This is a genomic window from Streptomyces sp. NPDC096079 (assembly GCF_040303145.1).
Lineage (GTDB): Bacteria > Actinomycetota > Actinomycetes > Streptomycetales > Streptomycetaceae > Streptomyces.
The window spans coordinates 12,179-32,878 of the sequence record NZ_JBEOST010000025.1 but is presented as its reverse complement, the minus strand read 5'-3'; the positions used below and the strand labels follow the sequence as shown (position 1 = coordinate 32,878).

Annotated in this window: 16 protein-coding genes; 10 read left to right on the top strand and 6 right to left on the bottom strand. The window is 74.6% G+C overall.

The window, feature by feature from the left end; all coding sequences use genetic code 11:
• Positions 1-76: 76 nt before the first annotated feature.
• Positions 77-1,108 carry a serine hydrolase domain-containing protein gene (locus ABTY59_RS32855; RefSeq protein WP_352022755.1) on the top strand — a complete coding sequence of 344 codons (1,032 nt, stop codon included), beginning with the start codon at positions 77-79 and terminating at the stop codon, positions 1,106-1,108.
• A gap of 86 nt (positions 1,109-1,194) precedes the next feature.
• Here the strand turns inward: ABTY59_RS32855 and ABTY59_RS32850 are convergent, their stop codons facing one another.
• Entirely contained in the window at positions 1,195-4,314 is a 3,120-nt protein-coding gene (locus tag ABTY59_RS32850) for an AfsR/SARP family transcriptional regulator (protein WP_352022754.1), read from the bottom strand.
• Positions 4,315-4,451: 137 nt separating this feature from the next.
• Here ABTY59_RS32850 and ABTY59_RS32845 point away from each other — a divergent pair, with 137 nt between their 5' ends.
• The 5 genes from ABTY59_RS32845 (at position 4,452) to ABTY59_RS32825 (ending at position 9,178) form a co-directional block, all read left to right on the top strand.
• Entirely contained in the window at positions 4,452-5,897 is a 1,446-nt protein-coding gene (locus tag ABTY59_RS32845) for a glyceraldehyde-3-phosphate dehydrogenase (protein WP_352022753.1), read from the top strand.
• A 102-nt stretch (positions 5,898-5,999) separates the two neighbouring features.
• Complete coding sequence (locus ABTY59_RS32840; RefSeq protein ID WP_352022752.1) at positions 6,000-6,878, top strand: DUF817 domain-containing protein; 879 nt, start codon at positions 6,000-6,002, stop codon at positions 6,876-6,878.
• 142 nt (positions 6,879-7,020) lie between these two features.
• Positions 7,021-7,224, top strand: coding sequence for a cold-shock protein (locus ABTY59_RS32835; protein ID WP_015031667.1), 204 nt, complete (start codon positions 7,021-7,023; stop codon positions 7,222-7,224).
• A gap of 94 nt (positions 7,225-7,318) precedes the next feature.
• Positions 7,319-8,692 carry a DEAD/DEAH box helicase gene (locus ABTY59_RS32830; RefSeq protein WP_352022751.1) on the top strand — a complete coding sequence of 458 codons (1,374 nt, stop codon included), beginning with the start codon at positions 7,319-7,321 and terminating at the stop codon, positions 8,690-8,692.
• A 108-nt stretch (positions 8,693-8,800) separates the two neighbouring features.
• Positions 8,801-9,178, top strand: a complete 378-nt coding sequence (locus ABTY59_RS32825) for a MazG-like family protein (RefSeq protein ID WP_352022750.1) — start codon at positions 8,801-8,803, stop codon at positions 9,176-9,178.
• On the opposite strand, the gene ABTY59_RS32820 is transcribed toward ABTY59_RS32825, so the two are convergent.
• Both ABTY59_RS32820 and ABTY59_RS32815 read right to left on the bottom strand, forming a co-directional pair.
• On the bottom strand, positions 9,147-11,762 hold the full coding sequence (locus tag ABTY59_RS32820) for an MDR family MFS transporter (protein WP_352022749.1): 2,616 nt from the start codon (positions 11,760-11,762) through the stop codon (positions 9,147-9,149). The two genes, ABTY59_RS32825 and ABTY59_RS32820, sit on opposite strands and share 32 nt — an antisense overlap.
• A 151-nt stretch (positions 11,763-11,913) precedes the next feature.
• Positions 11,914-12,462, bottom strand: coding sequence for a hypothetical protein (locus ABTY59_RS32815; protein WP_352022748.1), 549 nt, complete (start codon positions 12,460-12,462; stop codon positions 11,914-11,916).
• Positions 12,463-12,629: 167 nt separating this feature from the next.
• On the opposite strand from ABTY59_RS32815, the gene ABTY59_RS32810 reads away from it, so the two are divergent.
• The 4 genes from ABTY59_RS32810 to ABTY59_RS32795 all read left to right on the top strand — a co-directional run bounded on the left by ABTY59_RS32810 (position 12,630) and on the right by ABTY59_RS32795 (position 17,452).
• Positions 12,630-15,761, top strand: coding sequence for an AfsR/SARP family transcriptional regulator (locus ABTY59_RS32810; protein ID WP_352022747.1), 3,132 nt, complete (start codon positions 12,630-12,632; stop codon positions 15,759-15,761).
• A gap of 275 nt (positions 15,762-16,036) precedes the next feature.
• On the top strand, positions 16,037-16,474 hold the full coding sequence (locus ABTY59_RS32805; protein WP_352022746.1) for a DUF3995 domain-containing protein: 438 nt from the start codon (positions 16,037-16,039) through the stop codon (positions 16,472-16,474).
• Positions 16,461-16,982: an RNA polymerase sigma factor gene (locus tag ABTY59_RS32800; RefSeq protein ID WP_352022745.1), complete on the top strand. Its 522-nt coding sequence runs from the start codon at positions 16,461-16,463 to the stop codon at positions 16,980-16,982. Before ABTY59_RS32805 ends, ABTY59_RS32800 begins: the two co-directional genes overlap by 14 nt.
• Complete coding sequence (locus ABTY59_RS32795) at positions 16,979-17,452, top strand: SRPBCC family protein (RefSeq protein ID WP_352022744.1); 474 nt, start codon at positions 16,979-16,981, stop codon at positions 17,450-17,452. The genes ABTY59_RS32800 and ABTY59_RS32795 overlap by 4 nt, the downstream gene beginning before the upstream one ends.
• Here the strand turns inward: ABTY59_RS32795 and ABTY59_RS32790 are convergent.
• The 3 genes from ABTY59_RS32790 to ABTY59_RS32780 form a co-directional block, all read right to left on the bottom strand.
• Positions 17,449-17,871, bottom strand: coding sequence for a VOC family protein (locus ABTY59_RS32790; RefSeq protein ID WP_352022743.1), 423 nt, complete (start codon positions 17,869-17,871; stop codon positions 17,449-17,451). The two genes, ABTY59_RS32795 and ABTY59_RS32790, sit on opposite strands and share 4 nt — an antisense overlap.
• 135 nt (positions 17,872-18,006) lie before the next feature.
• Complete coding sequence (locus tag ABTY59_RS32785) at positions 18,007-19,416, bottom strand: amidase (protein ID WP_352022742.1); 1,410 nt, start codon at positions 19,414-19,416, stop codon at positions 18,007-18,009.
• Positions 19,417-19,499: 83 nt separating this feature from the next.
• Positions 19,500-20,585, bottom strand: a complete 1,086-nt coding sequence (locus tag ABTY59_RS32780) for a chitinase (RefSeq protein ID WP_352022741.1) — start codon at positions 20,583-20,585, stop codon at positions 19,500-19,502.
• Positions 20,586-20,700 lie beyond the last annotated feature (115 nt).

The following is a 20,700-nucleotide window of genomic DNA, read 5'->3' as shown; positions in this document are numbered from 1 at the left end:
GCATGTCTTCGGAGCGCGGCCCGCCGTCCCCTCCGACGGGCCGCCCCGCACCTCCCCGGACCGTCGGAGGCACCCCTTGGCACAGTTCGGCGACCCCTTCGGACGACTCCTCGGCGAGGCCGCGCGCGCGGGCACGTACCCGGGGGCCACCTGGGCCGTGGGCGACGCCCGCACGACCCTCTCGTCGGGGGCCGTCGGGCTCCTCGACCCCGCGCGCCCGGCCGAACCGGCCCGCCACGACACCCTGTTCGACGTCGCGAGCCTCACCAAGATCCTCGCGGTCTGGGCGGTCGTCGGCACGCTCGTCGACTCCGGGAAGCTCGATCTCACCGCCCCGCTCGGCTCGTACTGGCCGGAGGCCGCCGGCCGGCCCCTCGCCGGCGTCACGGCGCACCACCTCCTCACCCACACCGCCGGCCTGCCGCTGCGGGCCAACCTCCGGCACCTGTACGGCTCCGATCCGCAGGACGTCCGTGACGGCGTCCTCGCCGAGCGGCTCCGGCACCGGCCCGGGGAGGCCGTCGCGTACACCGACCGGGCGGCGCTGGTCCTCGGCTACCTCGCCGAGCACCTCAGCCGCCGGCCGCTCCCCCGGCTCGCCGTGGAGCGGATCTGGACGCCGCTGGCCATGACCGACACCCGGTACGGTCCGCTGCCCGCCGGGCTCACGGAGCGTTGCGCGCCCACCGAGTACGACGAGGAGAGCGGGGCGCCGCTCCGGGGCACCGTCCACGACTTCTCGGCCCGGCTCCTCGGGGGCGCCTGCGGGATCGCGGGGGTCTTCACCACCACCGCGGACATCGGCCTGTTCCTGCGCCATCTGCTCGACCCGGTGCCCGGCACCTTCTCCGCCGAGTGGACCGCCGCCTCGCTGCGGGTCCACACCGGCCGGCTCGTCCCGCCGCGCGGCCTGTTCTGGCATCCGGCGCCGGGCACCGCACCCGCGGAGGACGTCTGGGCGCACTTCGGCTTCACGGGCACGGCCCTGTGGGTGTCGCCCACGCGGGGCCGCTGGGCCGTCCTGCTCACCAACCGGCTCCGCCTCACCCGCGACCCCGGCCCGCTGGCCCGGGTGAGGGACACCTTCCGGACCCTCGCCTTCCGCTGACCGGCACGCGGAGTCCGGGTGCCGGTCCGGCCCCGGCCGCTCCCGGCGTCCCCGAGGGGCCGAGAGGGCCGGGCTCGGTGAACCCCCTACGTGTCGCCGAAAGGCTGGGCCGCCAGGGCCTTCAGGCCCTCCAGGCACTCGTCGACCCGCTTGGCCAGGTCGTGCCGGCGCGCCAGCTCCAGGCACGACTCCCAGGTCTCCCGGGCCGCGTCCCGTTCCCCGAAGTGGTGGTGGGCGCGCGCCGTGAAGACCAGGCAGTCGGCCGTACCGCCCTGGTCGTCCATCCGGCGCCGGATGGCGAGCGCCTCCGCCAGCGACTCGAACGCCGCGTCGCGCTCCCCGAGGAGGCGCAGCACGTCGCCGTAGTTGGTGAGCGCGGTGGCCAGGAACACCCCGTGGCCCGTGCCCCTGACCAGCTCGATGACCCGGCGGTAGTCCACGGCCGCGAGGTCCGGCTCGCCGCGCATCTTGTGGACGTCCGCGATCCTGCTGAGGAGGAGCGCCTCGCCGCGGGCGTTCCGGGTCGCGCGGTACAGATCGCGGGAGCGCTCGGCGTGGACGAGCGCCTGGTCGGCGTCCCCGATCTGCAGGTACACCGCCGACATGTTGCCCAGGATGGACGCCTGGGCCGTGAGGTCCGCGCGCTCGGTGAAGAGGCCGAGGGCGATCCGCAGGTGTTCCAGGCAGGCCTCGTTCCGGAAGGCCATGCCGTGGGCGACGGCCGTGCGCCGGTGCAGCCAGGCCTGCCCGAGCCGGTCGCCGTGGCGCCGCGCGACGTCCATGGCCTGCTCCAGGCAGGCGTCCCACTCCCCCGTCCACCAGTGCGTGCTCGCGTGGCCGAAGAGGCCGACGGCGATCCGCCAGGCGATGTCGGAGCGGCCGAGCTCCGCGGCGCGGGTGAGGGCGTCCCGGACGGCCGGCAGCTCCCGCGCGGTCCACCGGATCGCCTCGTCGTCGTCGGCGAACTCGGGCAGCACCAGGTGCCGCACGGCGTCCCCGGAGAGCGGGGGCGGGGACTGCGTCTCGCGGGTGGCCGCCTGGGTCGCGGCGCCCAGGGCGGCGGCGTACCAGGAGAGCAGCCGGACGAGGGCGGCGGTGCGCTCCTGCTCGGTGTCCTCCTCGTCCCGCTGCGCCGCGTACTCGCCGAGCAGGTCGTGCAGCCGGTAGCGGTCGGGCTCCGGGTTGAGGACGAGGTGGGCGTCGGCGAGGACGTCGAGGACGGCGGCCGCGCGGGCCTCCGTCACGTCGAGGAGCGCCGCGGCGGACTGCGGGGTGACGGCGTGCGCCGACCACACCCGGCCCAGCAGCCGGAAGGCCCGTGCGGCCTCGCGCTCCAGGGGCTGGTCGCTGTCCCGGATGGCGACGTAGCTCATGGCGAAGGTGCGCCGGACGTCGAAGTGGCCCATGGCGAGGGTGTCGAGCCGGCCCCGGTGCGGGGTGAGCCGTTTCGCCAGGAGCGCGAGCGGCCAGGAGGGCCGGGAGGCCAGTCGGCCGCCGACGATGCGCAGGGCGAGCGGCAGGCCCCCGCAGGCGGCCATGATGTCGGCCAGCGCCTCGGGTTCGCTCCGGACGCGGGCGGGCCCGGCGAGCGTGGCGAGCAGCGCGCGCTGGTCGGACTCGGGCAGCGGGGAGAGCGGCACCGTGGCGGAGCCCGGCAGGTCGGCGAGCAGCTGGCGGCTGGTGATCAGCGCGGCGCTGTCGCCCGCGGCGGGCAGCAGCGGGGCGACGTGGGCGGCGTTGCGCGCGTTGTCGAGGACCAGGAGGACCCGGCGTTCGGCGAGCGCCGACCTGAGGAGGAGGGCCCGGTCGTCGGTGTCCTCGGGCAGGGTGTCCTGGTGGACGCCGAGGTCGGACAGGAAGCGGGCGAGCAGTTCGTGGGCCGTGCGCGCCCCGCCCACGCAGTAGCCGCGCAGGTCGGCGTAGAGGGCGCCGTCGGGGAAGGCCTCGCGCACCCGGTGCGCGACGTGCACCGCGAGGGCGGTCTTGCCGACGCCTCCCATGCCGGAGATGACGACGGCCCGCGCGGGGCGCGTGCCCCGGTCGCGCCCCGTACCGTCGCGCCCCGTACCGGCGTGCCCCATGCCGGCGTGCCCCATGCCGTCGTGCCCCATGCCGGCATGCGCCGTGGCGTCGTGCGCGGTGCCGTCGTGCGCCGTACCGTCGTGCGCGGTGCCGTCGCGCCCCGTGCCGGCGTGCCCCGTGGCGTCGTGCGCCGTACCGGCGCGCCCCGTGCCGTCGTGCGCCGTACCGTCGTGCGCGGTGCCGGCGCGCCCCGTACCGGCGTGCCCCGTGCCGGCGCCCGACCCGGCGTCCCCGCTCCCCGCCCCGAGCAGGGCCCGCACGGTCGCCACCTCGGCCTCGCGGCCCGTGAAGGCGTCGCCCTCGCAGGGCAGTTGGAAGGGCGGGCGGACCGCGGCGGGCCGGGGGCGGGGGCGCGGGGCCGGTTCCCCCGCGAGCACCTCCTCGTAGGCCGCCCGGACGGCGGATCCGGGTTCCGTGCCGAGTTCCTCGACCAGGTTCCGGCGCAGCCGGTGATAGACGGAGAAGGCCTCGGCCTGGCGGCCCGAGCGGTGCAGGGCGAGCATCAGCCGCCGGTGGAAGCCCTCCCGCAGCGGGTGCTCGCCCGCCAGCGCGGTGAGCGGGGCGACGGCCTCGTGGTGCCGGCCGAGGCACAGTTCGGCGTCGTGGCTCCACTCCAGGGCCTGGAGGCGCGCCTCCGTCAGCTGGTGGACGCGGAGCGCGGGCGCCTCGGTGTCGGAGAAGGGGGCGAGGTCGGCGAGGGGGGTGCCGCGCCAGAGGCGCAGGGCGAGGTCGGTCTCGCGGCGGACCGCCTCCCAGTCCTCCTCGTGGTGCGCCTGGCGGACGGCGCGGACCCGGGCCTCGAAGGCGTCGGCGTCCAGCTCGCCCTCGTGGACGGTCAGCTGGTAGCCGGGGGCGACGGTGCGCAGGCGCTCGTCGCCCCCGCCGTCGGCCGCGGCCAGGACGCGGCGGAGCCGGGTGAGGTGGTTGGCGAGGGCCGCGTCGGCGCTGGCGGGGACCGCGTCGCCCCAGAGGGCTTCCTTGAGGGCGTCCCGGGAGACCGTGCGGTTGGCCTGGAGGAGCAGGGCGGCGAGGAGGACGCGGACCTTGGGGCCGGTCACCGGCCGCGGTTCCGTCCCGTCGTGGACGACGAGTGATCCGAGCAGCCCGAACTTCACCACCACCATGCCCCCGCATCAAGGTAGGCGGGTCCGCCCGCCTGCGGCGGATCCCGACGGGCCCATCGTACGGTTCGGCACCCCTTGATTGATCAAACCGGCCGGGGGTTACCATATGAGCGCCGCCTAGCTCGAAAGATAATCTTGTGACTGTCAATGACGACTCGTTCACCAGTTGGAAGAACCGCGAGGAGATCGCGGAGTCGATGATCCCGATCATCGGGAAGCTGCACCGGGAGCAGGACGTCACCGTCCTGGTCCACAGCCGCTCCCTGGTGAACAAGTCGGTGGTCAGCATCCTCAAGACCCACCGCTTCGCCCGGCAGATCGACGGCGAGGAGCTCTCGGTCACCGAGACGCTGCCGTTCCTCCAGACGCTCACGACCCTCGACCTGGGCCCCTGCCAGATCGACATCGGCGTGCTCGCCGCCGACTACAAGACCGACGACCGCGGTCTCACGGTCGCGGAGTTCACCGCCGAGGCCGTCGCCGGCGCCACCGGTGAGAACAAGATCGAGCGCCGTGACGGCCGCGACGTCGTCCTCTACGGCTTCGGCCGCATCGGCCGCCTCGTCGCCCGCCTCCTCATCGAGAAGGCCGGTTCGGGCAACGGTCTGCGCCTGCGCGCGATCGTCGTCCGCGGCGGCGGCGACCAGGACCTCGTGAAGCGCGCCTCGCTGCTGCGCCGCGACTCCATCCACGGCCAGTTCCAGGGCACGATCACGGTCGACGAGGCGAACAGCACGATCGTCGCCAACGGCAACACGATCAAGGTGATCTACGCCAACGACCCCTCCGAGGTCGACTACACGGCGTACGGCATCGAGAACGCCATCCTGATCGACAACACCGGCAAGTGGCGGGACCGCGAGGGCCTCTCCAAGCACCTGCGCCCCGGCATCGACAAGGTCGTCCTGACCGCGCCCGGCAAGGGCGACGTGCCGAACATCGTGCACGGCGTCAACCACGACACGGTCAAGCCGGACGAGCAGATCCTCTCCTGCGCCTCCTGCACCACCAACGCGATCGTCCCGCCGCTGAAGGCCATGGACGACGAGTACGGCGTGCTGCGCGGTCACGTGGAGACGGTCCACTCGTTCACGAACGACCAGAACCTGCTCGACAACTACCACAAGGCGGACCGTCGCGGTCGTTCCGCGCCGCTCAACATGGTGATCACCGAGACCGGTGCCGCCTCGGCCGTCGCCAAGGCGCTGCCGGACCTGAAGGCCCCGATCACCGGCAGCTCGATCCGCGTCCCCGTCCCGGACGTCTCGATCGCGATCCTGAGCCTGCGCCTGGGCCGCGAGACCACCCGCGAGGAGGTCCTGGAGTACCTCCGCGACGTCTCGCTGCACTCGCCGCTGAAGCGCCAGATCGACTTCACCACGGCCCCCGACGCCGTCTCGATGGACTTCGTCGGCTCGCGCCACGCGTCCATCGTCGACGCCGGCGCGACCAAGGTCGACGGCGACAACGCGATCCTGTACCTGTGGTACGACAACGAGTTCGGCTACTCGTGCCAGGTCATCCGGGTCGTCCAGCACGTCTCCGGCGTGGAGTACCCGACCTTCCCGTCCCCGGCGGTCTGATCTCCCACGCACAGCACGGCGGCGCGCCGCACCTCCCTCCGGAGGTGCGGCGCGCCGCCGTTTCCGGCGAACCGAACGCGGGCCTCCGACGTCCCTGCCGTTATGAACACGTTCAAGAAGGGGATGCGCCAGCTGCTGCGCTTCGCGGTCCTGGAGGCGCGCTGCTGCGCCTTCGCCGTCGCGCTCGTCGGCGGCATCGCCGTCTCGAAGCTGCTGCCCGGGCTGCCGGTCGCCCGCTACGACCTGCTGCTCCTGTACGGGGTCGGGCTCACCGTCCTGGCGTGGCGGCTCGGCTGGGACTCCGGCCGGGACGTGGCCGTGATCGCCGGATGCCATGCCATCGGGCTCCTCTTCGAGCTGGTCAAGGTACGGATGGGCTCCTGGAGCTACCCCGAGGACGCCCTGACGAAGTTCGGCGGGGTGCCGCTCTACGGCGGGTTCCTGTACGCGGCGCTCGGCAGCTACGTCTGCCGCGCCTGGCACCTGCTCGACCTGCGGCTCAGCGGCTACCGGCCCCGGACCACGGCGGTGCTCGCCGGAGCCGTCTACGTGAACTTCTTCAGCCACCACTGGCTGCCCGACGCCCGCTGGGTGCTCGCGGCGCTGCTGCTCGCCGCGACGGCGGGGACCTGGGTCCGCTTCCGGGTCGGCGGGAGCGACCACCGGATGCCCCTGGCCCTGGCCTTCGTGCTGATCGGCTTCTTCCTCTGGGTCGCCGAGAACGCGGCCACCTACGTCGGCGCCTGGAGCTACCCGGACCAGCTGGACGGCTGGCAGCCGGTCTCCCTCGCGAAGTTCGGGGCCTGGGCGCTGCTCGTCACGGTCACCTTCGTCCTGACCGTACGCGGCGGCCAGGGGCACGCTCACGGTGCGTCCGGAAGGAATCCACGCTCGGCGACACGGAAGAATCGGACATTCTTCGTGCGCGACCGGGGACACCGTGCTACAGTCGAGATCAGTTGCAGTCGTGGTTCCCATTGAGCTGACAAGTGCCTTCGACGATTCGACATCGTCAGGCACTTGATGTGTTTTCGGTGCAGTTTTCCGGACGGGGCAATCATCACGGCGACGCCGGGATCCGCACAGTGCGGATTCCAGGGCTACGCCCCGAAGGAGATCTGACATGGCTAATGGCACCGTGAAGTGGTTCAACTCGGAAAAGGGCTTCGGCTTCATCGAGCAGGAGGGTGGCGGCCCGGACGTGTTCGCCCACTACTCCAACATCGCCACCTCCGGCTTCCGTGAGCTCCAGGAAGGCCAGAAGGTGACCTTCGACGTCACGCAGGGCCAGAAGGGCCCGCAGGCGGAGAACATCCTCCCCGCCTGACGTTGACACGTCCGACGCGGCCGGAGCCCCACCCTCGTGGTGCGGGCTCCGGCCCGTCGCATTTTCCCGCCCTTTCCCACGGACCAGGTGCCGCATGACCACCCCGCCCCCGCAGGACGCCGCCCCGGCGGCCGTGACCTTCGCCGGATCCGGCCTGCCGGCCGAGCTGCTCGCGGAGCTCACCCGCCACGGTGTCGTCGCGCCCTTCCCGATCCAGGCGGCGACGCTGCCGGACGCCCTCGCGGGCCGCGACGTCCTCGGACGCGGCCGGACCGGCTCCGGCAAGACGCTCGCGTTCGGGCTGCCGCTGCTCGCCCGCACCGACGGCCGCCGAGCCGAGGCCCGCAAGCCCCTCGCCCTGGTCCTGGTCCCCACCCGCGAGCTGGCCCAGCAGGTCACCGACGCCCTCGCCCCCTACGCCGACGCCCTGCGGCTGCGCCTGGCCACCGTGGTCGGTGGCCTGTCGATGGGACGGCAGGCCACCGCGCTGCGCGACGGGGCCGAGGTCCTGATCGCCACCCCCGGCCGACTCCTCGACCTCGTCGAGCGCAAGGACTGCCGCCTCGACCGCGTGGCCGTCACCGTCCTCGACGAGGCCGACCGGATGGCCGACCTGGGCTTCCTGCCGCAGGTCACCGAGGTCCTCGACCAGGTGCCGCGGGACGGCCAGCGGATGCTGTTCTCGGCCACCCTCGACGGTGACGTCGACGAGCTGGTCGAGCGCTACCTCCAGGACCCGGCCGGGCACTCCGTGGACCCCTCGGCCGCCGCCGTCTCCACGATGGAGCACCACGTGCTGCACGTGCACGGCGCCGACAAGTTCGCCACCGCCACGGAGATCGCCGCCCGCGACGGGCGCGTGATCATGTTCCTGCGCACCAAGGCCTCCGTCGACCGCTTCGCCAAGCACCTCCTCGGCAGCGGCGTGCGGGCAGCGGCCCTGCACGGCGGCAAGTCGCAGCCGCTGCGGGCCAGGACCCTGGAGCGCTTCCGGAGCGGCGAGGTCCCCGTCCTGGTCGTCACGGACGTGGCGGCGCGCGGCATCCACGTCGACGAGCTCGACCTCGTCGTCAACGTCGACCCGCCCGCCGACGCCAAGGGCTACCTGCACCGCGGCGGACGCACCGCGCGCGCCGGGGAGTCCGGAGTCGTCGTCACGCTGGTCACGGAGGAGGAGCGCAAGGACGTCGCCCGGCTCATGGCGGAGGCCGGCATCCGGCCCCAGGTCACCCGGGTCCGCTCCGGGGAGGCCGAGCTGACCCGTATCACGGGCGCGCGGAAGCCCTCGGGCGTACCGGTCGACGGCAGCGCGCCCAGCCAGGAGCGTCCCCAGCGCGGCGCGGCCTTCCGGGGCATGGGCACCGTCCCCGGCCGCCCGGGACGCGCGAAGAACGAGTCCCGCCGCGCCGCCGAGGCCCGCAAGACGGCCGAGGCGCGACGTGCCGCGAAGGTCCGCCGGGGCGGCTGAGCGGCGGGAACCCTCCGGCCGGCCGGGGGCCCTCCCGTGTCCTGGTCACGGGTGTCCGACCTGGGCGCCCGTTCGTTGGTCCGGTGACGGACGGACGAGGGAGGGCTCATGAAGGACGACACCCCGTGGGACACGATCGGTTCGCTCGCCGCGCTGTTCGCGCGGCTCGACTCCGAGCGGGGGCTGACGACGGAGGAGCAGTGGACGCTTCAGGTCCTCAAGCTCTCCGAGGAGGTCGGCGAGGCCGCTCAGGCCGTCATCGGCGTCCGGGCGACGAATCCCCGCAAGGGCCGCAGCCACACCTGGGAGCACGTCCAGGAGGAGGTCGCCGACGCCGTGATCACCGGGATGGTGGCCCTGGCCCGGATGCGGCCGGACGACGCCGCCGACTACCTGGCGGGCGTGCTCGCGGAGAAGTCGGCGACGTTCCTTCCCGGGGCGGCCCGGCCGCCCGTCACCGGACCTGTTCCGTCGGCCTCGTCGTGACCAGAAGGCCCGAGAGGAGCGCCGCGAGGGCCAGGAGGCCGGTCACCGACCAGAGGACGACGGAGTAGCCGTCCAGGACGACCGCGTTCGCGCGTTCGACGGCGTCGGCCATGGAGGCCGGGAGGTTGTACGGGTCGAGAAGGACGCCGCTCCTGGCCACCTCCGCCACGAGCGGCGGCAGCTCGGCACCCGTCCTGCTGCCCGAGATCATCGAGGCGAGGACGCTGCCGAAGAGCGGGACGGCCAGTCCGGCACCGACGGTCTGGGCGGCCAGGACGGTCCCCGCCGTGCCCCCGGAACCCCGGGGGCCGGTCGCGCCGGTCACGGTGCCGAGGAGCGGACCCAGGGCGAGACCGAGGCCGAGCCCGAGGAGGATCAGCCCGGGCAGCACCACCGCGGCGTACGAGCTGTCGACCTCCAGGCCGGCCAGGAGCCCTGTGCCGACCGCAGCGAGGACCAGCCCGGGCACGATCAGGTGGCGGGGGGCGAGGCGGGCCTGGAGGGGACCGGAGACGAGGGCGGCCACGAGGACCGCGCCGGCCATGGGCAGCAGGGCGAGGCCGGTCCAGTGCGGGGTGTCGCGCAGGACGGCCTGGAGGAACAGGGTCAGGATCAGGAGCACCGTGGGCGTACACGCGCCGACCAGGACGAGGGCGGCGAGCGATCCGGCGCGGTCACGGTCCCGGAAGAGCCCCTGCGGGACGAGCAGGCCGCTCGACCGGGACTGCCACCCGACGAAGGCCGCCAGGAGCGCCGCGCCGGCCAGCAGCAGGATCACGGTCGGCGGCGAGGTCCAGCCGCTGCCGTCGGGGCCCGCCGCGTCGTACACCCCTGCGATCCGGTGGAAGCCGAGGAGCAGGGCGGCCAGTGCGCCGGTGCCGAGCAGCAGACCCGGCACGTCGGGGCGGACGGAGGCGCGCTCGGACCGGTCGTCGCGCAGCCGGGCGGCCGGGATCACGGCGACGAGCACGAGCGGGACCGTGCCGTACAGGGACCAGCGCCAGCTGAGCGCCTCGACCAGCCAGCCGCCCGTGAACGCGCCGACGGCCAGGCCTCCGCCGGCGAGCACGGCGTAGATCGCGAAGGCCTTGCCGCGCTCCTTCGGATCGGTGAAGCCGCCGGCGACCAGGGCGAGCGCGGCCGTGGACAGCAGGGCGGCGCACCCGCCCTGGAGGGCGAGCGCCGCGATGAACACACCGGCGGCGGGAGCGAGACCGCCGAGCACGGAGGCGGCGGCGAAACCGGCGAGGCCGATGATCGCCGCCCGCTTGCGGCCGAGGAGGTCCGTCAGGTGCCCGCCGAGCAGGAGCAGCGCGCCGAAGGCGAGGCCGTAGGCGAGGGACAGCGACTGCAGCTCGTCGACCGAGAGCCCGAGGTCGGCCTGGATGACGGGCAGCGCCGCGTTCGTGCCCGCGGTGCCGACGAGGACGACGAACTGCGCCAGCACGGCGACCGCGAGGCCCGCCCATCGCCGGGGCGACCCGCCGGGCTGCCCGTCCGGGGCGGTGGGCGCCGCCCACGCGCCGGGCACGGCGTCGACGGCCGGCCCGAAACCGGGCGGCACCGGGTTCCCCCCGACCGGAGCGGTCGGGCCGTACGCGGGGTGCGGAGGGAGGGACGGGGGCTGCTGCGGGGCGGCGTACTGTGCCGGGATCCGCGGGTCCGCCGGCGCCGCCGCGCGCGTCTCCGGCGTGAAGTCCAGCAACCGCGCGGCACGACGGCCGAGTTGAGCCAGTACGGAACCGGGCAGCCACTCCTCCGCGTGCCCCGTCGCCGTGCGCGCCGCCACCTCGGCGGGCGTCGGCCTCCGCGCCGGGTCCTTGTCCAGGCACTCCCGTACGAGACCGGCCAGCGAGTCCGGCACGCCCGTGAGGTCCGGCTCCTCCTCCGCGATCCGGAAGAGGTGCGCGCTGAGGCCGGTGTCCGTGGCGCCGAAGAGCAGCCTTCCGGTGGCGGCGTACACGAGGACGGCGCCCAGACAGAACACGTCGCTGGCCGGGGTGAGTTCGCGCCCGCGCACCTGCTCGGGCGACATGAAGCCCGGCGAGCCGATGAGCATGCCCGTCCGGGTGTGGAGGCTGTCCCCGCCGAGACCGTCCATGGCCCGCGCGATGCCGAAGTCGATGACGCGCGGCCCGTCCACCGTGACCAGCACGTTGGACGGCTTCAGGTCGCGGTGGATCAGCCCCGCCGCGTGCACGGACCCCAGGGCCACGGCGAGCCGGTGGGCGAGGACGCGCACCGAGTGCTCGGGCAGCGGACCGAAGTCCCTCGCCACCACGGCGGTCAGGTCGGGGCCGGGGATGTACTGGGTCGCCACCCACGGCACCGGCGCCTCGGTGTCGGCGTCGAGGACCGCCGCCGTCCACTCACCGCCCACCCGCCGGGCGGCCTCCACCTCGCGCGCGAAGCGCCGGCGGAACTCGGGCTCCCTGGCGTACTCGGCCTGCACGACCTTCACGGCGACCGTCCGCCCGGCCTCGGACCGGCCGAGGTACACGAGGCCCATTCCGCCCGCGCCGAGACGGCCGATGAGGCGGTACGGTCCGATGCGCGCCGGGTCTTCGGTGATCAACTCGTCCACGAGAGCAACATAGTTGAGCGGAACCCCGCCCCGTGCGGGATCGCCCGAACCCTCGGCCACGTCCCGCCTCCCTTCGTCTTCTCCGCCCGTCACCGGGTCCTCGCGCGGGCAGCCCGCCACCCCCGTGGACGGGCTGCTCCTGACCTGGCTCCTACACCGCGGCGCGCTCGCCGGCCCCGTCCACGACGACGATCCGCAGGTGCGCGGGGGCGTACTTCCGGGCCTTGCCCACCATCTTCCGCAGGTCGAACTTGTCGCGCGGGACGGCGACATGGATCGGCGCGGGCATGGCCGGGTCGTGCGCGGCCGGGACGGCGCCCGCCGGCAGGGAGGCGCCGGGCCGCAGCCGCGCCCCGATCAGCGCGTGCGCGGCGCCCTCCGGCGTCGCCACGACGAGCTCGGTGACGTCGCCCCAGGGCAGCGGCACGGTGCCGAACCTGACGCCCGCCGCGTCGAACTGGAAGGCCGTACGCCTGTTCTCGTACCAGGAGACGATGAAGGGGACGGCGGCGACGAGCACCACGCCGCCCTTCATGTCGAGCGCCCACCCCAGCAGGACGGCGAGTCCGACGGCACCCGCGATCGCTCCCCACAGGCCCGCCTGGGCCCCCGCGGAGAACGGACGGGTGACCCGGTAGCGCTCCCAACGGGCGGCGCGGCGGGTGGGCCGCGCCCCGGGCGTGCTGCCGGCCTGTGCCATGACGGTCTCTCCCTCGCTCGACGACGCGGGCCGGCTGCCGCCCCCACGGCGGCAGCCGACCCGACGGCGCCCACCCTGACGCGGCCCGCTGCAAGGCCGATGAAATGCTGCTGAACCGAAGGTCATGGGCAGCGGTGCGGGCACCGCGCACGGGGGGACGTGGGGGCGTGGACGTGAGGGTGGAACCGGAGGGCCGGGGCAGGGGACCGGCCGCGACGAGCTGTCCCCTGCGGATCGAACTGCTCGGGCCCGTCCGGGCGCTGCGCGGCGACGTCCCCCTGCCCCTCGGGCCGGTCCGGCGGCAGGCGGTGCTCGCCGCCCTGGTGCTGCGCGCCCCGGGCTTCGTGACGTACCGCCGGCTCCTCGACGACGTCTGGGGCGTCGAACCGCCGGGCACCGGCCACCGCGTCCTGCCGAGTTACGTGTACGCGCTCCGCAGGGCCCTGGACCCGGCGGGCGCCGGGCCGGACCGGTCGGTGATCGGCGGCGTGCGCGGCGGCTACCGCTTCGAACCCGGCGGCACCCGCACCGACCTCGCCGAACTCGCCGAACAGACGGCGCTCGGCCGCCACGCGAAAGCCGCCGGCGACCTCGCGGCCGCCCTCGACGCGGGCGGCCGGGCGCTCGCGCTGCTCCGCGGCGAGCCCCTCCCCGGTCTGCCGGGGCCGCTCGCCGACACCGAGCGGCAGCGGCTCACCCGGCTGCGCCGGGCCCTGCACCAGGAGCGGGCGGAGTGCCTCGTCCTGCTGGGGCGGCACCCGGAGGCGCTGGACGGCCTGATGGCGGCGCCCCTGGCCCTGCCGTACGACGAACCCCTCGCCGCCCTGCGGATGCGCGCGCTGTACGGCAGCGGCCGGCAGGCCGAGGCGCTGGCCGTCTACCGGGAGACCCGCGACCGGCTCCTCGACGAACTGGGCGTGGAGCCCGGCGAGGACCTGCGCCGGGTGCACCAGGCCGTCCTGCGCCGGGACGACGTGCTGCTGCTGGGCCGAGACCGCTGGGCCCCGGCGCCCACCGCCGGGCCGGGCGGTTCCACGGGCCCCGGCGACGGCAAGCCGCACGACGGCACCCACGCGCACTACGGCTCACCCGGCGACGCCCACGCGCACGACGGCTCACCCGGCCGCAACGCCACCTCCGACGGCTCCCCCGGCCGCACGGGTTCGGCCGCCGGCCGTTCGCCGCGCCGCCGTGACGACGTCGCTCTCGCCGTCCCCGGGCGCAACGAACTGCCCGGGGACACCGCACGCCTGGTCGGGCGCGCGAGGGAACTCGTGCGGCTCACCGCTCCCGTCGCCCCGGACGCCGTGTCGGTCCTGACCGTGGACGGGACGGCGGGCGTCGGGAAGACCGCGCTCGTCGTGCGCGCCGCGTGGACGCTCGCCGCCGAGCACCCGGACGGGTGTCTGTTCGTGGACCTGGAGGCGCACGGCGCCGGCCCTCACCGGGCGCTGCGCAGGCTGCTCCGCGCGGTGCGGGGCGGCGGCGAGGAGCTCCCCGGGGACGGCGACGGCGCGGACGACCTGGTCGCGGCCTGGCGGGCGGCCACGAGCGGGCTGCGGCTGCTCCTCGTCGTGGACGGCGCCCGCAGCGCCGAGCAGGTCCGTCCCCTGCTGCCCGCGGGACCGGGGAGCCGGGTGCTCGTGGCGGGTCGGCAGCGTCTGCCCGGCCTCGACGCCGACGTGCGGCTGACCGTGGAGCCGCTGGCCACGGACGACGCGCTCGGGCTGCTCCGCGCCCTGCTCGGGGAGGCGCGGGCGGACCGGGAGCCGGCCGCGGCCCTGGAGCTGGCGCGGCGCTGCGGCGGGCTGCCGCTCGCCCTGCGGATCGCGAGCGCCCGGCTGCAGAACCGCCCGTCGTGGACCCTGGCCTTCCTGGCCGGGCGGATGTCCGACGACGCGCGGGGTCTCGGCGAGCTGCGCGCGGAGGACCGCAGCGTGGAGGCCGCCTTCGGGCTCTCGTACGATCGGCTCGAACCCGAACTCCGGCGTGGTTTCAGGGCCTTGGGGGCCATTCCGACGATCCGATTCGACGGGACCGCTCTCGCCGCCGTACTGGACCGGCCCCGTGCCGACGCCGAGGGGATCCTGGAGGACCTGGTCGACGCGAGTCTGCTCCAGGAGCCGCATCCGGGCCGCTACCGCTTGCACGACCTCGTCCGGGTGCACGCGCGGCAGCTCGCCGCCTCGGCGGCGTCGGAGGCGGCCGCGGACCGGGTGGCGGTGCTGCGGCTGTACGCGGTGGCGGGTCGGATGGCCGGCGACTGGGGCACGGACGCCTTCCCCACCGGCCCCGACGCCGCCGGCGCTCCGTTCGCCGACTGGCGGGACGCCTCGGCGTGGCTGGACGCGGCGGGCGGGGAGCTGGTCGACGTCGTGGCGTACGCGGTGGCGGCCGGGGAGTTCGACCACGCCTGCTGGATCGCCGAGGGCCTGGTCGACCACCTGCTCCGCATCGGCCACCACCACGAGTGCCGGACGGCTCTGGAACTCGCCCTGTCCTGCGCCGACCGGGCCCACGACCGGCGGATGCCGGCCTCGCTGCGCAACTGCATGGGCTTCGTCGACGTCCATCAGGGGCGGTTCCGGCAGGCGCACGCCTGGTTCGCCGACGCGCTGCGCCTCAGCCCCGGCGAGGACGGCCGCGGCGGCCCGCGGGACCGTGACCGGGCCCGGGCCCTCGCGGGGATCGGCGTCGCCGAGTGGACGCAGGGCCGCGTCGAGCAGGGCACCGGGCACCTGGAGGAGGCCGCGGAGCTGGCTGCGGGCATCGGCGACGACTGGCTCACCGGCGTCGTGACCTGCAACCTCGGCGCGATCCACCACCAGCGGGGACTTCACGGGCGGGCGCTCGAACTGTACTCCTCGGCCCTCGCGCTCGCGGAGAGGAGCGGCCGGCCCCGCACGATCGGCAGCAGCCTCTGTTTCGTCGCCGACGCCCACCTGGCGCTCGGCCGGACCGAGGACGCCATCGGCCTGCTGCGCCGTGCGGCGGGCCTGGCCCACGAGGCGGACGACGTGCCGCTCCGCACGGCGGCCCTGTCCCGGCTCGCCTCCGCGGAGCACGCCCTGGGGCGGCTGGGAGCGGCCGTCGACACCCACCGGGAGGCCCTCTCGACGCTCACCGAACACACCAGCAGCTGGCTGGAGATGGAGGTGCGCATCCGGCTCGGCGCCACCTACGCGGCGGCGGGCCGCCGGGCGGACGCCGCCCGCGAGTTCCGCGCCGCCCTCTCCCTCCCCGACGCCGAGGACCATCCCGGCCAGTGCGCCCGGGCCCGCGAGGGCCTCCTCGGCTAGTGCTGTGGCCGGAAGGGTTTGCCGGGTCGCGGCGTCCGGTCCGGTGCATCGCAAGGCGGAGGGCCTCGGCTCGTACTGGACGTACTCGCGAGGGCCGACAACGCGGCGAGGTGCCGTGCCGGGCGTCGCGACCCGGTGAACCTTTCCGGTCACAGCACTAGACGGCCACGGCGGGACGTGAGCCGGGTCACAGGGAACGTTCGCGGGGGCCGGGTCCTCCTTCAGGTGTCGGGGCGGTGATGCTCCGGCACCGGGCACCGACAAGGAGGGAACCCATGGCGGACATCGGCTTCGAGCGGCCCCGCGCGGGCGGCGGCGGGCGGGCCGTCGCCGTGCTGCTCGCCGTTCTCGCGCTGACGCACGTGTACTGGGCGACGGGGCTGACCTGGCCCGCCGCCGACGAACGGAGTCTCTCGCTCGCGGTCCTCGGCGGTGTCGTGTCCTTCGGTCCCGGGGTGGTGCTGCCGCTCGCGGTGCTGGAGGGGGGCGCCGCGCTGGCGGTGGCCGCCCACGCGCGCGGGGTCGCCGGCCGGGTGCCGCGCCTCGTCACGTACGCGGTGGCCGCGGGCATGCTGCTGCGCGGGGCCGTCGGTCTGGTGTGGATCGTGCTGGGCCGGGACGGGTCAGGGGCGGCCTTCCCGTGGCTGAACGCGCTCCTCTACACCCCGCTGAGCCTGGTCTTCGGCTGGACGGCCCTGCGTGCCGCCCGCTGAGGCCGCCGGTCCCGTGGACCGGGGTGTCGCGCTCGTCCGGGCCGCCCGGCGCGGCGACACGCTGGCCCTGCACGACCTGCTCGATCACCTCACCCCGTACATCACCCGGATCTGCGGCCCCATCGCGCTCGACGACGGGCCGGACGCCACCCAGGAGGCACTGGTCGCCGTCTTCACCTCGCTGCGGTCGCTGCGGGAACCCGAGGCGCTGTACGGATGGGTGCGGGCGATCTCCGTACGGGAGGCGGTACGGGTCGCCAGGCGGGCGGCGCGGGCGCGGCCCGCCGAGCTCCCCGACGTACCCGAGCGCGGTGATCCGCAGCTGGCCGCCGACATCGGGGACGTCCTGGCCCGGCTGTCGCCCGGGCATCGGGCGGTGCTCGTGCTGCGGGACGTCGAGGGGATGGACGAGGAGTCCGCGGCGGCGCTCCTCGGGGTGCCGGCCGGCACGGCGAAATCCCGGTTGCACCGGGCACGGCAGAGCTTCCGGAAGGCGTGGTCCGCGTGAGTGACGAGAAGACGACCCGCGAGGCGTTCGGCCCCGGGATCGACGAGGTGGGACGGCTGCGGGTGCTGGGTGCCGGTGTTCCCGGTGCGCGGATCGTGGAGCGGGTGCTGGCCGCGCCGTTCGACGCCGTGTGGGGCGTCATGGGCGACCTGGAGGGAGGCTTCGGGGAGTTCCAGCCCGACATGCGGTCGGTGCGGGTCCTGCGCCGGGACGGCGACCGGGTGGAGGCCCTCGCCCGCAGCCGGTACGGCTTCCGGGCCCGTTTCCACGGTGTCCTGCGGCCGGGCTGGTGCTGGCTGCAGAGCCGGTTCCTGATCGTCGGGATGGCGGCGGTGGACGAGGGCGGCCGGACCCGGGTGGCGCTGACCGGCGGCGTCCGCGTCCCGGGGCGGGCCGCGCTGGTCCCGTTCGGGGCGCGCCGTGAACTGGAGGAGGCCATGGCGCGCCTGGCCGAACGGGTGGGCGGCTAGGACGCGTTCTGCGGGCTGGTGATGTTGACCATCCAGGTGATGCCGAAGCGGTCCTTGCACATGCCGAAGACGTCGCCCCACATCTGCTTCTCCAGCGGGACGGCGACCGTGCCGGTCCCGGAGAGCTTGTCCCAGTAGCGGCGGAGTTCGTCGGCGTCCTCGCCGCTCACGCTCACGGAGATGTTGTCCCCGGGGTTGTGCGACATGCCCGGGGGGACGTCCGCGGCCATGAGGGTGAAGCCGTTGTCGGTCTCCAGCATGCCGTGCATGATCTTGTCGGCGGCCTCCCCCGCCTTGTCCGCGCCGAAGGCGCCGAAGGTGTTGAGCGCCAGGGTGCCGCCGAAGACCTCCTTGTAGAACTCCATGGCTTGCCGGGCGTCGCCGTCGAAGCTGATGTACGGGTTGAGGCGGGAGGGCATGGGTTCCCCTTCGTCGGCCGGGTGGTGGTTTCGGCCGACGCTAGGGGACGGGGGGCCGCCGGACGTGGCGGCGCCTCGGCCGGCGGCGGGAATTCGACCTGATGCCCCAATCCGTGGGGGCGCGTCGCGGTGCGGTCAGAGGTCCTGGATCCGCCGGAACGGCCGCTCCGCCTCCAGGGTGAACGCCACGTCCAGGAGGGTCCGTTCGCTTCCGGGGCGGCCGGCGAACATGACGCCGACGGGCAGTCCGTCGGCGGTGGCCCGGGTGCTGGGGAGGGAGATCGACGGGGTGCCGACGACGTTGTCGACCGGGGTGAACGCGACGTACGCGAGGATCCGCTCGATGAGCGTCGGGTAGGGGACGGTCGGCGCCAGGTGGCCGAGCGGCGGGGCGGGGTGCGCGAGGACGGGGCTGAGGAGCAGGTCGAGGCCGCGGAAGGCGGCCGCGTACGCCACCTTCGTGCGCTTCAGGCGCCGCAGGACGCCCGGGGTGCGGTGCCAGTTCTCCAGGTACGTGGCGCGCAGCCCGCGGCTGAGGCCGTCCATGCGGTGCCGGTCGAAGTCCGCGCCGAGGGTGCGGCCGGTGGTGCCGAGGAGGAAGGAGAGCATGCCCCAGTAGGTGAGGAAGTCGTCGGTGAAGCGCGGGTCGATGGCGATCTCGACGGGTTCGACGGTGTGGCCGAGCCGTTCGAGCGTCGTCGCGGTCTCGGTGACGGCCTCGCGGGTGACGGCGTCGGTGGCGACGCCGTTGGGCGAGTCGAGGAGGAGTCCGATGCGCAGGCGTCGCCCGGACGGCCCTTCGACGAGGCCCACGGGCGGCAGCTTCGGGTTGCGCCGGTACGTCTCGGCGCCGGCGAGGAACGCGGCGGTGTCCCGTACGGAGCGGCTCACGACGCCGTCGACCACGAGGTCCAGGGGCAGCCGGCGGCTCTGCTCGTTCGGCACCATCCGGCCGCGGGTCGGCTTGAGGCCGACGAGCCCGCAGCAGGCGGCGGGTATCCGTATGGATCCGCCGCCGTCGTTGGCGTGCGCGATCGGCACCGCTCCGGCGGCGACGAGCGCCGCGCTGCCGCCGGAGGAACCGCCGGCGGAGTGACCGGTGTTCCAGGGGTTGCGGACGGGTTCGGCGTTCTCGTACTCCGTGGTCGGGCTGAAGCCGAACTCGGGCAGCCGGGTCTTGCCCAGCACGGTGAAGCCGTTGCCGAGGAACTGCCGGGTGAAGGGGGCGTCCCGTCGGGCCGGTCCGGGCGTGAACGCCGCGCTGCCGTGGCCAGTGGGCAGCCCCCGGTGGTCGGTGTTGTCCTTGACGAAGGACGGGACGCCCGCGAAGGCGCCGCCGGTGCCGGGCGCCGGGGCTTCGGCGTGCGCCTGGACGGCGTGGAGCCGTTCCTCGACGTCCCGTACCCGCTCGGCCGCGTCCCGGGCGGCCTCGGCGGCGCCGACCTCGCCGCGCCGGATGGCGTCGGCGAGCCCGACGGCGTCGTGCTCTCCCAGGGCGTCGTCCCGGAACGCGTGCACCCTGGTCTTCTCGTCGAACGTCGTCACCGTCGCCTCAGCCCCCGGCCCGTGTGGATGGTCTCCCGCCATCATTGCCTACCAGCGGGTAACAGGCGAGGGGGCGGAGCGGATCAGCGCCCCTGGAGCGCCTTGACGTTGTCGCCGAAGGTCCAGCCCTTCGAGCCGTCCCAGTTGGCCGACCAGGTCATCAGGCCCTTGAGCGAGCCTCCGTAGTGGTTCCAGGCCTGGGCCACGGCGGACGGCGTCATGTGTCCGCCGCCGGCGCCGGGCTGGGCCGGGAGGCCGGGGACCTGCTTGTCGTACGGGACCTTGACGGTGGTGCCCTGGATCACGAGCCCGCGGTTCAGACAGTCCGTCTGGGCGACGAATCCGGCGACGGTGCCGGCGGCGTACGAGTCTCCGGAGCAGCCGTACATGCTGCCGTTGTAGTACTGCATGTTGAGCCACCAGAGGCGCCCGTTGTCCGCGTACTTCTTGACGATCGGCAGGTACGCGCCCCAGATCGAGCCGTAGGCCACGCTGCCGCCGGTGACGTACGCCGTCTCCGGCGCCATGGTGAGCCCGAAGCCGGCGGGCATGCGGGCGAGGACCCCGTCGATGATGTGCACCAGGTTGGCCTGCGAGGCGGACAGGGTGCCGATGCTGCCGCTGCCGACGAGGCCGGTCTCGATGTCGATGTCGATCCCGTCGAAGTTGTACGTCTTCAGGATCGGCACGATGGTCTCGACGAAGCGGTCGGCGACGGCGCGGGAGCTGAGGTCGATCCCGGCGGCGGCGCCTCCGATGGACATCAGGATCGTCGCCCCGGCCGCCTTGGCCCGGCACATCTCCGCCGGGGTGGCGACCCGGACGGTGCTGTCCATGCCGTCCTGCCACAGCACCGTCCCGTCCGAGCGGATCACGGGGAAGGCGGCGTTGATGACGTTGTAGCCGTGGGCCGCGAAGCGCGGGTCGTCGATGGGCGCCCAGCCGAACGGCGGGTGGACGCCGTTGGCCGCGCCGTCCCAGTTCTCCCAGTAGCCCTGGAGCACCTTCCCGGTGGGCCTCGGTTTGAGGGCACAGGTGTCGGCGGCGGCGGAGGACGGGGACCGCTCGGGCGGCGCGCCTTCGGCGGCGGCGGTGCCGGTGAGGACGGCGGCGGCGAGCAGGGCGGCGAGCCCCGCTCCGAGGACACGGGTGATCCGGGGGCCTGGCATGCGTGCTCCTGGGGACGTGGGGGGATGGGTCCTGGTCGTGGCGCGCGCTCCAGCAGACCGTAGGTTGGTCCAGACCTTTAGTCAACCACCCTTGCACGTAGGGGAGTTGCACCCG